Annotated in this window: 11 protein-coding genes; 6 read left to right on the top strand and 5 right to left on the bottom strand. The window is 59.2% G+C overall.

Going from position 1 to position 13,483, the window contains the following annotated elements:
- The first annotated feature begins 77 nt into the window (after positions 1 to 77).
- The gene (locus tag AABM52_RS30230; protein WP_150671917.1) at positions 78 to 1,040 is read left to right on the top strand and encodes a LysR family transcriptional regulator; all 963 of its coding nucleotides are present in this window, start codon (positions 78 to 80) and stop codon (positions 1,038 to 1,040) included.
- Here the strand turns inward: AABM52_RS30230 and AABM52_RS30235 are convergent.
- The 3 genes from AABM52_RS30235 to AABM52_RS30245 form a co-directional block, all read right to left on the bottom strand.
- Positions 982 to 1,191 carry a PA3496 family putative envelope integrity protein gene (locus AABM52_RS30235; protein WP_046038865.1) on the bottom strand — a complete coding sequence of 70 codons (210 nt, stop codon included), beginning with the start codon at positions 1,189 to 1,191 and terminating at the stop codon, positions 982 to 984. The two genes, AABM52_RS30230 and AABM52_RS30235, sit on opposite strands and share 59 nt — an antisense overlap.
- A gap of 176 nt (positions 1,192 to 1,367) precedes the next feature.
- Entirely contained in the window at positions 1,368 to 2,234 is an 867-nt protein-coding gene (hexR, locus tag AABM52_RS30240; RefSeq protein ID WP_007954250.1) for a transcriptional regulator HexR, read from the bottom strand.
- Between the two features lie 200 nt (positions 2,235 to 2,434).
- A complete protein-coding gene (locus tag AABM52_RS30245) occupies positions 2,435 to 5,305 on the bottom strand; it encodes an EAL domain-containing protein (RefSeq protein WP_347909806.1) in 2,871 nt (956 codons plus the stop codon).
- 256 nt (positions 5,306 to 5,561) lie between these two features.
- On the opposite strand from AABM52_RS30245, the gene uvrD reads away from it, so the two are divergent.
- The 4 genes from uvrD to AABM52_RS30265 all read left to right on the top strand — a co-directional run bounded on the left by uvrD (position 5,562) and on the right by AABM52_RS30265 (position 9,832).
- Entirely contained in the window at positions 5,562 to 7,745 is a 2,184-nt protein-coding gene (uvrD, locus tag AABM52_RS30250; protein ID WP_347909807.1) for a DNA helicase II, read from the top strand.
- Positions 7,746 to 7,787: 42 nt separating this feature from the next.
- Complete coding sequence (locus AABM52_RS30255; protein WP_347909808.1) at positions 7,788 to 8,228, top strand: EamA family transporter; 441 nt, start codon at positions 7,788 to 7,790, stop codon at positions 8,226 to 8,228.
- Between the two features lie 179 nt (positions 8,229 to 8,407).
- Positions 8,408 to 9,286, top strand: a complete 879-nt coding sequence (locus tag AABM52_RS30260; protein WP_347909809.1) for a Tim44 domain-containing protein — start codon at positions 8,408 to 8,410, stop codon at positions 9,284 to 9,286.
- 138 nt (positions 9,287 to 9,424) lie between these two features.
- Positions 9,425 to 9,832 (top strand): SMI1/KNR4 family protein, encoded by a 408-nt coding sequence (locus AABM52_RS30265; RefSeq protein WP_223455238.1) that lies wholly within the window; start codon positions 9,425 to 9,427, stop codon positions 9,830 to 9,832.
- Positions 9,833 to 9,854: 22 nt separating this feature from the next.
- Here the strand turns inward: AABM52_RS30265 and AABM52_RS30270 are convergent, their stop codons facing one another.
- Positions 9,855 to 11,618, bottom strand: a complete 1,764-nt coding sequence (locus AABM52_RS30270) for a cation:proton antiporter (protein ID WP_347909810.1) — start codon at positions 11,616 to 11,618, stop codon at positions 9,855 to 9,857.
- A 286-nt stretch (positions 11,619 to 11,904) separates the two neighbouring features.
- Here AABM52_RS30270 and AABM52_RS30275 point away from each other — a divergent pair, with 286 nt between their 5' ends.
- A complete protein-coding gene (locus tag AABM52_RS30275; protein ID WP_046038855.1) occupies positions 11,905 to 12,387 on the top strand; it encodes an acyl-CoA thioesterase in 483 nt (160 codons plus the stop codon).
- Positions 12,388 to 12,500: 113 nt separating this feature from the next.
- Here the strand turns inward: AABM52_RS30275 and pdxY are convergent, their stop codons facing one another.
- Entirely contained in the window at positions 12,501 to 13,373 is an 873-nt protein-coding gene (pdxY, locus tag AABM52_RS30280) for a pyridoxal kinase PdxY (protein ID WP_347909811.1), read from the bottom strand.
- Positions 13,374 to 13,483: the final 110 nt, after the last annotated feature.

Below are 13,483 nucleotides of genomic sequence, written 5' to 3' on the forward strand. Positions count from 1 at the left end.
AAATGAATAAAAATTGGGTCGTGCATAAGTAAAGACTTATAGTTGATTCACCAGCCAGCGACGAGAGCGACCCAATAATGCGTAAGTCATTGATGCGTATGACTTTGCGGCAATTGCAGATCTTCAACGAGGTCTGTGATTTGCGCTCCTACAGCCGTGCGGCCGAAGAAATGTCGCTCACACAACCTGCCGTCAGCCTACAGATTCGTCAACTTGAAGAGCTGATTGGCCAGCCTTTGTTCGATTACGTCGGCAAAAAACTCTACATGACCGAAGCGGCTGAAGCGTTACAGCGGGCCAGTCGGGATATTTTCGGGCGCCTGGAAAACCTCGACATGCAGCTGTCGGACATGCAGGGCTCGTTGCAGGGGCAGCTGAAACTGGCGATTGAATCCAGCGCCAAATACTTCGTGCCGCATCTGTTTGCCGCGTTCAAACGCCAGCACCCGGAAGTGAACCTGCAACTGACGGTGGTCAATCGCGGCCAGGTCATTCGGCGTCTGTCGGACAACCGCGACGACCTGGTGATCATGTCTATGGTGCCTCAGGATATGGGCCTGGAATTCCTGCCGTTCCTGAACAACCCAATCGTCGCCGTGGCGCCACCGGATCATCCGCTGTGCCATATGGGACCGCTGCGCCTGCAGGATCTCGAGCCCTACACACTGCTGCTGCGCGAGCCAGGCTCCGGGACGCGGCTGGCGTGTGAAGAATACTTCAAAGAGAAGCGCGTGCACTTCAACCAGACCCAGGAGGTCTCGTCTGCCGAAGCTCAGCGTGAATGTGTACTGGCAGGCTTGGGCGTTGCGCTGTTGACGCGCCACGCCCTGAGCCTTGAACTGGCAACCGGTGGACTGATCGAGCTACCGGTTGAAGAGCTGCCACTGTTTCGCAGTTGGTGCCTGGTGCAGGCCAAGGCGAAACGCCTGTCACCGGTGGCTCACGCCTTCCTGGCGTTTATCCGCAGCGAACGGATTCAGATCAGCGCGCTGGTTGAGCGTTTCGACGGGACGCCGAGGGAGATGCCTGCCAGAAGTTGAGTTCCAACTCCGGAAAATCGCCAATTTCGGCCAGAAGCTGACGGCGTTCGCAGCGATCTTCGATGGCGCGGCGGAATTCCATGCGGCGCTGATCTTCTTGCTGACGACGGGTTTTGACAGCGCTGTTGCGTTCTTCGTAGGGCATGGCCATTTCGAGTCTCCCAAGGCGAGTACGGGAGTTTCAAGATAGGCGCGAGGGATGACGGTTTGGCGGCTTGGGCGTTACAGGGAGATGAACATTCAGAAGCAAAGATCGCAGCCTTCGGTAGCTCCTACACAGGAACGCGAATACCTGTAGGAGCTGCCGAAGGCTGCGATCCTTTGATCTTAGTCGTCCAGCGCTTTCACCGACTTGGGCGACAACCGCAAGCTGCGCAGGCTGCGCTTGACGCTCTTGAGGTGGTTGACCAGGCTCGGGCCACGCGCCATGGCCACGCCCATCGCCAGCACGTCGATCACCACCAGGTGGGCGATGCGCGAAGTCAGCGGCGTATAGATTTCAGTGTCTTCATGAACATCGATCGCCAGATTGACCGTAGACAGTTCGGCCAACGGCGTCTGGCTCGGGCACAGGGTGATCAACGAGGCGCCGCTTTCGCGCACCAGGTTAGCGGTGATCAGCAGGTCCTTGGAACGCCCGGACTGGGAAATGCAGATCGCCACGTCGGTTGGCTTGAGCGTCACGGCCGACATCGCCTGCATGTGCGGGTCGGAATACGCCGCAGCGGTAAGCAGCAAGCGGAAGAACTTGTGCTGAGCGTCCGCCGCGACCGCACCCGAGGCACCGAAGCCGTAGAACTCGACACGTTGGGCCTGGGACATCAGCGTCACCGCCCGCTGCAATTCCAGCGGATCGAGTTTCTCGCGAACTTCCATCAGCGTATGCAGGGTGGTGTCGAAGATTTTCAGGCTGTAGTCGGCGACCGAATCATCTTCATGGATCGCAAACTGGCCGAAACTCGCACCTGCCGCCAGGCTCTGGGCCAGCTTCAGCTTCAGGTCCTGAAAACCGGAACAACCGATGGCACGGCAAAAACGCACGATGGTCGGTTCACTGATGCCCACGCTGTGGGCCAGGTCGGCCATGGAGCTGTGCATCACGGCCGCAGGATCAAGCAGCACGTGGTCGGCGACCTTGAGCTCCGACTTGCGTAACAGGTGGCGAGACTGGGCGATGTGTTGCAGCAGATTCAAGGGGCTGGACTCTTTGTTATTGGCAGGTGCCGGGGATGTAGCACGCTTGTAGTTATACTACATGAATTGGCTTTTTGCCTGCTCAATGCGTTACCGAATCCCTCGATTTCAGGTGCCCGCGCTTCATGTAGCACCCATGGCGCCTATCCAGCTGCGCCGGGTGCGCGTTTTACAGGACAAAAGCGCCTTACGTACCCTCGTCAACTTGCGGCTTGCGCGTGCAGCAAGCCGGCTAACGTCTCGGCCTCGACCGGGCGGCTGATCAAATAGCCCTGCACTTCATCGCAGCGCTCGGCTTTCAGGAACTCAAGCTGTTCTTCCCGCTCCACCCCTTCCGCCACGACCTTCAGCTTCAGGCCGTGAGCCATGGCAATGATCGCCCGTGTGATCGCAGCATCCTCGGTACCCTCTCCCAACCCGCGGATAAAGGCCTGGTCGATTTTCACGTAATCCACCGGGATGCGCTTGAGGTAGCTCAGGGATGAGTAACCGGTGCCGAAATCATCAATGGCCAATTTCACCCCGAGATCACGCAACTGCTGGAAGGTTGCGATGATGTGTTCGACGCTGTCCAGCAACTGGCTTTCGGTGAGCTCCAGCTCAAGCAGTTGCGGCGCCAGCCCGGTCTCTTCCAGCACCTGCCGCACCAGACTGACCAGCTTGCCCTGGCGCAATTGATGCACCGACAGATTGACCGACACCCTAATCGCTTCAAGCCCCTGCCGTTGCCACTCACAGGCTTGCCAGCAGGCCTGACGCAGCACGAACTCACCGATCGGGCCGATCAATCCGGTTTCTTCAGCCAGGCCGATGAAATCCCCCGGCGGCACGCGGCCCATAGTCGGATGATCCCAACGCACCAAGGCTTCGGCGGCATTCAACCTGCCAGTGGCCAGGCACAGTTTCGGTTGGTAAAACACCTTCAGCTGTTTGTCTTCGATGGCTTTGCGCAGGTGGTTTTCCAGCTGTAAACGCTCCAGCGTGCTGGCTTGCAAGCTGTCGGTGTAAAACTGGAAATTATCGCCACCCAGGTGTTTGGCGTGCTGCATGGCCATGTTCGACTGACTGACCAACGCGGAAATTTCCCGGGCGCTGTCCGGCAACAAGCTGATGCCCATCGACGCGCTGACCACCAACTCATGCCCGTCAATAGTCACGGGCAAACGCAACTTGCTCGCCAGACGCGTCGCCACCCGGGCCAGGCTCGAAAGGTTGCCGTAGGCGTTGAACAGCACCGCAAACTCATCACCGGAAAGGCGCGCGATGGTGTCTGCCTCAGGCAATGCATTCACCAGTCGCCGGGACATTTTCTGCAACAACTGGTCGGCGACTTCATGCCCCAGGCTGTCGTTGAGTTGCTTGAACCGATCGAGATTGATGTGCAGCAACGCCAGGCTGCGATAACCGCCCTGTCGCACTCGTTGATGAGCCTCGCTGAGTCGTTCGCGGAACATCGCGCGGTTGGCCAGACCGGTAAGTTCGTCATAATGGGTCAGATAGCGCATGCGCTCTTCGGATTCTCGGCGAGCCGATAGATCAGCGAAGAAGCCTACAATATGGCTTACATTTCCCCGGGTATCGCGCACGGCATTCAGTTGCAACCATTGCGGATACATCTCCCCGTTCTTGCGGGTCTCCACCAATTCGCCCTGCCAGCTGCCTTCCTGCTCCAGCGCTTGATGTATTGCGGCGTAATGCCGACGTGCATCGCGACTGCATGGCAACTCAACGACATTGCGTCCGATCATGTCGTCAATGTCATAGCCCGTCACCCGACTGAAGGCTTGATTGATCGCGATCAGGACGTAGTTCGGATCGAAAATCACAATCCCTTCGCTGGCCGCCTCGAACACGGTCGCCGCCAGTTGCCGCTGCTCTTCCAGGCCTTTGCTGGCGCTGATGTCGCGGCGAGTGCCGACCATGCGAATCACCCGGCCGTTGTCGGCACGCTCAACTGCCCGCCCACGGTCCTCGATCCAGACCCAGTGGCCGTCGCCATGCCGCACGCGGTACTCGATCTGATAGTCCTCGGTGCGACCCTTCAAATGCTCGACCAGCGCCCTTTTCAGCGCAGGAAGATCCTCATGATGAAGGCGCGGCTTGAGGTGGCGCAGTAATGCCGTGACCTGCTCCGGCTCCAGGCCGAACAATTCCTGAATTTGCGTGTGATGGACTTCGTCGGTTTGCAGATTCCAGTCCCACAATCCCAACTCACTGGCCTTCAATGCCAGCGCCAGGCGCGCCTCACTCTTGCTCAGTGCCTGGTTGGCGGCGTCCAGTTCCAGGCTGCGCTGGGCGACCCGGTCTTCCAGGTCGACCTGGATCTCTCGCAACTCGTCCTCGGCACGTCGACGCTGCTCTATTTCCTTGGCCAGCTTCTGATTGAGCTGATCACTGCAGCTTTGCGCCTGCTGTAGATGCTCGATCAGTGCCTGATTCTGAAAACGTCGCATCAAGCCCCGATCGATCAATCGATTGACTTGCCAGGCAACCACATTCAATGCACCGAGCAGGATCAGCCCGAACCAGCCCCAACCGTGCTGCTGTTCGTCAGCTCCCCAAAACATATAGGCGATGGCCGGCAACAGGCAGGGCAAGGTGAATGACAGAAAGGCCGGCAAGCTGACCGCATAAGCCACACTGGCCGAGAGCGCCGCAGCACCGATGAGGCCGAAGACCCAGGCTTGCTGAATGAAGTTGTCGGCGGGAACCAGCGCGATGCCGGCACCGGCCAGGGTCAGTCCGGTGAGGCCGGAACCCAGCAAAAACATCCGCCACCAAATGGGATGGGCCTGACGATTGGGAATGGCCGAATCGAAGGCTGCGACCTGAATTACCCGCAATGCCACCAATGACAACAACCACACCAGCCAGACACTGACCAGGAAATAGCGCTGTGGGCTCCAGAGCAAACCGGCACAGACCAGGCCATTGATCAGCATGAACAACGTGGGCAGCAGCGAGCCTTGATACAGCAGGCGCGTGCGTTCGACCGCCATTTCCATGGCGTACTGTTTACGGATCTCCCGGGGCTCCACAGTGGGGCCCGACAGGTCGAAGCTGAGGGTCATAGGCGATGTTCTTGTTCTTATAATGATGAGCATGGGCCCGAAACTGCTCGGAGCATACACAAGCATTTGCCCGGACCAAACTGCTGCTGATCAATAAATCGCCAAATATTTCAGCCGCCGATGCCCCCGAAAACGCGGGAGGCACGCCCCGCCAACGCCCGCAGCCGATGACTGACCGGTCGTCCTTCGCATAACTTTCATCGGTTAAAGCAAAGCGGGGTTTGCCCGGTGTGTCGCGGCCCCCTAGAATGCCCCGATGCGCGATGATCTCTCCCTTCTGCTGAACTCCCTCAACGATGCCCAACGTCAGGCCGTAGCGGCCCCCGTGGGTCGTCAGTTGGTCCTGGCCGGTGCTGGTTCCGGTAAAACCCGAGTGCTGGTGCACCGTATCGCCTGGTTGATCCAGGTCGAAAACGCCTCACTCCACTCCATCCTGTCGGTGACTTTCACCAACAAGGCCGCTGCCGAGATGCGCCAACGCATCGAACAGTTGATGGGTATCAACCCGGCCGGCATGTGGGTCGGCACCTTCCACGGCCTGGCGCACCGCCTTCTGCGGGCACACTGGCAGGAAGCGGGCTTGAGCCAGACCTTCCAGATTCTCGACAGCGATGACCAGCAGCGGCTGGTCAAGCGGGTGATCCGCGAACTCGGCCTGGACGAACAGCGCTGGCCGGCCCGTCAGGCCCAATGGTTCATCAACGGCCAGAAAGACGAAGGCCTGCGCCCGCAACACATCCAGGCCAGTGGTGACTTGTTCCTGGCGACCATGCGCGGCATCTATGAAGCCTACGAGGCCGCCTGCCTGCGTGCGGGCGTCATCGACTTCTCCGAATTGCTGCTGCGCGCCCTCGATCTGTGGCGCGATCACCCAGGCCTGCTCGCTCACTATCAAAAGCGCTTCCGGCACATCCTGGTGGATGAGTTCCAGGACACCAACGCCGTGCAATACGCCTGGTTGCGCCTGCTGGCCAAGGGTGGCGACAGCCTGATGGTCGTAGGCGACGATGACCAGTCGATCTACGGCTGGCGCGGCGCGAAAATCGAGAACATCTACCAGTATTCCGAAGACTTCCCGGACGCCGAAACCATTCGCCTGGAGCAAAACTATCGCTCCACCGCCGGCATCCTGAAGGCTGCCAACGCCTTGATCGCCAACAACACCGGGCGCCTGGGCAAAGAGCTGTGGACAGACGGCGGCGACGGCGAAGCGATCAACCTGTACGCCGCCTTCAACGAGCACGACGAAGCACGTTACGTTGTCGAAACCATCGAAAGTGCGCTGAAAACCGGCTTGTCACGTAGCGATATCGCGATTCTGTACCGCTCCAACGCCCAATCTCGGGTTCTGGAAGAAGCCTTGCTGCGCGAGCGCATTCCCTACCGCATCTATGGCGGCCAACGCTTCTTCGAACGCGCCGAAATCAAAAACGCCATGGCTTACCTGCGGTTGCTCGAAGGTCGTGGCAACGACGCCGCGCTGGAACGGGTGATCAACGTACCGGCCCGTGGCATCGGCGAGAAAACCGTCGAAGCGATCCGCGACCATGCGCGCCACAGCGATGTGTCGATGTGGGAAGCGATGCGCCAACTGGTGGCCAACAAAGGCCTGACCGGTCGTGCGGCCGGCGCCCTGGGCGCGTTTATCGAGCTGATCGAGAACCTCGCCGCCAAGTGCATGGAAATGCCACTGCACCTGATGACCCAGACCGTCATCGAGCAGTCGGGGCTGATTGCCTATCACGAAGCGGAAAAAGGCGAGAAAGGCCAGGCCCGGGTAGAAAACCTTGAGGAACTGGTCAGCGCCGCGCGCAACTTCGAAAACAGCGAAGAAGACGAAGAGCTGACGCCATTGGCAGCGTTCCTCGGTCACGCATCGCTGGAAGCCGGCGATACGCAGGCCGACGAGCACGAAGACAGCATTCAACTGATGACCCTGCACAGCGCCAAGGGCCTGGAATTCCCTTACGTGTTCCTGGTGGGCATGGAAGAAGGCCTGTTCCCGCACAAGATGAGCCTGGAAGAGCCCGGTCGCCTTGAGGAAGAACGTCGTCTGGCCTACGTTGGCATCACCCGGGCCATGCAGAACCTGGTGATGACCTATGCCGAAACCCGACGCCTTTATGGCAGCGAGACCTACAACAAGGTGTCGCGCTTCGTACGCGAAGTTCCGAAAGGCCTGATTCAGGAAGTGCGGCTGTCCAACAGCGTCAGCCGTCCGTTTGGTGGCAACCAGTCGATGAGTGGCAGCAACCTGTTCAGCGGCAGCGAGATTCCGCAGACCGGCTTCAGCCTCGGCCAGACCGTACGCCACTCGGTGTTTGGCGATGGCGTGATCCTCAACTTCGAAGGCGCCGGGGCCCAGGCCCGGGTGCAGGTGAACTTCAGCGAAGGCAGCAAGTGGCTGATGCTGGGGTATGCCAAGCTGGAAGCAATCTAGCCTTTCTGTGCTGGCCTTAACTGATCTTGGAGGCGCAAACACATGGGCACAGGCTTTTTTTCTTCCTGGACATTCTGGGCCCTGTTATCGGCGGCATTCGCGGCAATGACCGCCATTTTCGCGAAAATCGGCATTGAAAGCGTCAATTCCGACTTCGCCACCCTGCTACGTACGATAGTGGTATTGGTCAGCCTGGCCTTGATTTTGTACGCCACGGGCCAATATCAGTCATTGGGATCGATCTCTGCGAAGAGCTACCTGTTCCTGCTGTTGTCGGGCCTTGCCACCGGTGCATCGTGGATCTGCTATTTCCGCGCACTCAAGGTCGGCCCGGCGTCACTGGTTGCCCCAGTGGACAAACTCAGCGTGGTGCTGGTGGCTGTTCTTGGCGTTGTCCTGCTGGGCGAAAAACTCGACCTGCGCCAATGGGGCGGAATCGGCCTGATCACGGCCGGGGTTGTCTTGCTTGCCTTGCGCCGCTAGGCAAGCGTCCTACAAATCCTGTCCACTCATCTGACAGATCAAAGTCAAAAGGCCTTATTGCACTGACTGGAGCTGAACACGACCTGTCAGGCAAAAGCCCGAAACACTCTGCCGCTAGCCAGTAACACTTCAGCTGTGCAACATGGCGCGCGTGCCTTCCACAAATGGGAATTCCCTTTATGAAACGTTTTCTTAGCATCGCCATGGCGTTGTGCATCGGCCTGACGATGAGTCTCGACGTCAATGCCGCCAAGCGCTTCGGTGGTGGCAAAAGCGCAGGCGCTGCGCCGACTCACCAAACCAGCCAGATGGCTCCTTCTTCTCCAGGCATGGGCGGCGCTGCGGCGACCGCTGGTGCTGCCGGTGCCGCTGGTGCCGCTGCCAAAGCCGGTGGCGCTTCGCGCTGGCTCGGCCCTCTGGCCGGTATCGCGGCCGGTGGCCTGCTGGCCTCCATGTTCATGGGTGGCGGCTTCCAGGGCATGCAGATCTTCGACATCCTGATCATGGCCGTCATTGCGTTCCTGGCCTTCCGCTTTATCGCCGCCCGTCGTCGCAAGCAGCAGGGGCAGTACGCTCCGGCCGGTCACGCGCCGATGCAACGTGAGGCGTTCGAACAAAAGCCTGCCGGCGGTTCGATCTTCGGTGGTTCGGCAGCGCCTGTTGCGGCTCGCCCGGTGATCAACGCGCCAGCCTGGTTCAACGAAAGTAACTTCGTCGAAGCGGCACGCAATCACTTCCAGTCCCTGCAACAGCACTGGGACGCCAACGAAATGGACAAGATCGCCGAGTTCGTGACCCCGCAAATGCTGGAGTTCCTCAAGCGTGAGCGTGCTGACCTGGGCGACGGTTTCCAGTCCACCTACATTGATAACCTCAATGTACAGCTGGACGGTGTGGACGATCGCGCCGAAAAGACCATTGCCACCCTGACTTTCACTGGCGTGTCGAAAACCTCGCGTTTCGACCAGGGTGAAGTCTTCAGCGAAAGCTGGAACATGGAACGTGCACAAGGCGAAAACCAGCCTTGGCTGGTAGCTGGTATCCGCCAGAACGGCTGATATCGCGTAGAGCTCCATCTGCTGTAAACAAAACCCCAGCCCTGGCTGGGGTTTTCTATTTCGCGGTTGCATCTATAGCAAGCTACTGTATAAACCGCCCCATATAAACCGCGCCATACAAGCAAGAGGATCCCGGACGTGGAAGAAATCATCGAACAACTGCGTGAAGCCAACGAACCGGTACCGGTCCCCTTGGAATTGCCCGACGAAGACCTGCTGGTCGAAATCGAAGAACAACTGTTCATCGACATTCCATTCGTCTTCAGAGAGTTTCTGCTGACCGTCAGCGACGTGGTCTACGGCAGCCTGGAACCGGTTACCGTGACCGACCCGCAATCCCACACCTACCTGCCCGACGTTGCCGCCAATGCCTGGGACGCTGGTGTCGATCGTAGCCTGATCCCGATCTGCCAGGTCGGTGACGACTACTATCTGGTCGAAGAAGACGGCACCGTGGTGCTTTGGCAGGCCGAAGAAGAGCTGATCGCCGAGGAAACCTGGGAGTCGGTGTGGCACTGGGCGCGGGACGTCTGGCTGGAAAGCTGACCCAGTCAACGCCGCTGGGTGGTCATTGCCCGGACGACTCCTTGTGATTGTCGAGGGTCTCCAGCAACGCCACCTGCATCCGCGTATGCATACGAATGAACCAGCGCCACAGCAGCGCCGCCACGGCGGCCGCGACCACGGCGATCAGTACCAGCAACTTGTTGGTCGGCAGAATACTGGCCGACAAGGCTGCCAACAGCAAAAAGATCACCAGCAGCGACAGGATCGGGATCACTTCGGCGATCACCCGGCGCACTCGCTGCGTGTGGCGCCCGGCCATCTCCGGCTTCACGCCCATTTCCGCCAGCAACATCGACAGTGCCTTTAGCTTGCGGTACGCCGCGATCAAAAAAGGCAGCGATAACAGCAGTGCCCCACCCCAGATCAACGCCTTTTGCCAGCTCGGATCGCTGATCCAGCCTTGCAGGTAAGCCGACATGCGTTCGGCGAAGTACGCGCCCGAGAAGAAAATCGCGATCACCAGTGCCAGATTGACTCCCACCTGCAGCAAAATCCTGCGAATCATGGATGCCAGTAACGCGCCCTCACCCTGAGGCTGGATGCTGCGCAGCCATTCGCCATACATCCCCAACACCCGTCTCATGCGCTCTGGCATAGCGTCAGCGAGCTTGATCGACAATGGATCGGCCGCACGAATCAGATAAGGCGTCAGCAAGGTCGTGATCACCGAAACCGCCACAGCCACGGGGTACAGAAAGTTGCTGGTGACCTGCAACGTCATGCCCAGTGCCGCGATGATGAAAGAGAATTCGCCAATCTGTGAAAGACCCATCCCGACCCGCAGTGAGGTACGTCCATCATTGCCGGCGATAAATGCACCAAGGCCACAGGACAGCATCTTGCCGAGCACCACGGCTACGGTGATTACGGCGATGGGCCAGGCGTACTGAAGCAGGATCGCAGGATCGAGCATCAGCCCAATGGCCACAAAGAAAATCGCGCTGAAAAGATCGCGGACCGGCTCAATCAATCGTTCGATTTTCAGCAGTTGCCGGGACTCAGCCATGATCGCGCCGATCAGGAATGCCCCGAGGACCATGCTGTATTCAAGCTTGACCACCAGCAGGCAGAAGCCAAAACACAGGCCCAGCACGGTGATCAGCAGCATTTCGTTGCTTTCGAATCTGGCGACGTAGGCCAGCAGCCGCGGCACCATCAGGATGCCGATGACCAACGCGACGATCATGAACAGCGACAGTTTGCCGACCGTGGAAAACACTTCGCCGGAGCTGACCGTACCGCTGACCGCGATGCTGGACAGCAGCGCGATGATGCCGATGCCCAGAATGTCCTCGACGATCAGCACACCGAATATCAACTGGGCAAATCGCTCGTTCTTCAACTTCAGATCGTTGAGCGCCTTGACGATGATAGTGGTCGAGGAAATCGCCAGGATCGCGCCGAGGAACAGTGAGTCCATGGTGTTCCAGTCAAACCAGCGACCAATCTCGTAGCCGATCCAGATCATCAGCACGATTTCCAGGAATGCCGCGATGAATGCCGTGGCACCGACCTTGAACAACTTGCGCAGGCTGAACTCCAGGCCCAGGCAGAACATCAGGAATATCACCCCGAGCTCGGCCAGGGTCTTGATGGTTTCTTCGTCGTGGATCAGGCCGAATGGCGGGGTGTGCGGGCCAATGATGAAGCCGGCGACGATGTACCCCAGTACCACCGGTTGTTTCAGGCGATGGAAAACCACGGTGACCACACCTGCGATCAACATGATCACTGCCAGATCCTGAATGAAACTGATGGCATGCATGGCGTGAGGCTCCCTGGATGGTATTGCTCGATCCCCGGACGCAGGAAAAGTCTGATCGAACAGAACAAAAATCGGAATTGCACGTAGGAAATGCCCTTGAGGCAGGGCTTTTTGCAGGGTAACACCGCGACTTCTGGCAGAAAGGCGGTGCAATATATGGAAACAGATCGATCCGGCGTGACGGCGACCCTGCACCCGGCGTCCCGATAACTGTTGGTTTGAAAAAACCGCCGAGGCACCCGCAGAGGTGCATCCCTCAAACCTGGCCTTGACCCGTGAGAATGCTATGGAACCCGGAAACGCCCAGCTGTCGATGACGGTATTGATGACCCCCGACATGGCCAACTTCTCTGGCAATGTCCACGGCGGCACCCTGCTCAAATACCTCGACGAAGTGGCCTACGCCTGCGCCAGCCGTTATGCCGGCCGCTATGTGGTGACCCTGTCGGTGGATCAGGTCATTTTCCGTGAGCCGATCCATGTCGGTGAACTGGTGACCTTTCTCGCCTCGGTCAACTACACCGGCAATACCTCCATGGAGGTGGGCATCAAAGTGGTGACCGAGAACATCCGCGAACGCTCGGTACGCCACACCAACAGTTGCTTCTTCACCATGGTCGCGGTTGATGACCAGCGCAAACCCGCCTCCGTACCACCGTTGCAACCCCAGAATAGCGAAGACAAGCGCCGTTACATGCAGGCCCAGCAGCGCCGGCAGATTCGTCAGGAGTCGGAAAAGCGCTATCAGGAGATCAAGGGCGACGTCTAAGGCAGGTCGCTCTCGCGCGATCTTCGGATCGCTATCGCGAGCAGGCTCTCTCCCACAGGTACTGCACTAGCCTTGTGGGGGCGAGCCTGCTCGCGAATGGGTTCAACGCTGAATCAGAGACTGATTGGTGTAGCCTCGAACCGCACCCGCGGATGGGCAATCCGGTCCTGAGCCCGGACCAGTTCCAACTCGTAGCTGGCACAGGCCTGGGTTTCCAGCAGCACTTCATGCACCGCCGACGCCGTGAACTCGAACGCGGCCACCAGGCTGTCGCCCAACAGCACGCGCGCCAGGAACAGGCCGGACGTCAGATCGCCCACGCCCACCGGCTGACGCGGGAACGCCAGCAACGGGCGCTGCAAATGCCAGCTGCCTTCGGCCGTCACCAGCAGCATCTCGAAAACCTCTGCCGATTTGCCTGGGTAGTCCAGATGCTTGACCAGCACCGCTTTCGGGCCGCGCACCAGTAATGCACGCGCCATGGCCAGGCAATCGAACAGCGATTGCGGCTTGCGCCCGGAGAAGCTGTCCAGCTCCAACTGGTTCGGGCACATGAAGTCCGCCACGGCGGCGGCCTCTTCCAGCAGGAAATCACTGACCTCCGCCGGAACACTGCAGCCCTTCTCCGGATGCCCCATGACCGGGTCACACAGGTACAGTGCCTTGGGGTTCATCGACTTGATCCGCGCCACCCCCGTCAGGATCGCCCGGCCCTGGGCCGCGCTGCCGAGGTAACCGGAGAGCACCGCATCGCAGTTGCCCAACTCACCAATCGCCGCAATGCCTTCGACCAGGTCGGGGATCTGGTGCGGCGCCAGCACTTCACCGGCCCACTGACCGTATTGGGTGTGATTGGAGAACTGCACGGTGTTGAGCGGCCAGACATTCACCCCGACCCGTTGCATCGGGAAAACCGCGGCACTGTTGCCGGCGTGACCGAATACCACGTGGGACTGGATAGCGAGCAAATGCGGAGTACGTTTCATGCGGTGGATTTCCGTAAAACGATTGAAATTCTAGCCGCGCAGTATGCGACTAAACGCAGCCTGTACGACAGACCAGCGACGCAGTTAAGCTGACACTATCTTGTTGGAGC

Source organism: Pseudomonas grandcourensis (assembly GCF_039909015.1).
Taxonomy (GTDB): Bacteria; Pseudomonadota; Gammaproteobacteria; order Pseudomonadales; family Pseudomonadaceae; genus Aquipseudomonas; species Aquipseudomonas grandcourensis.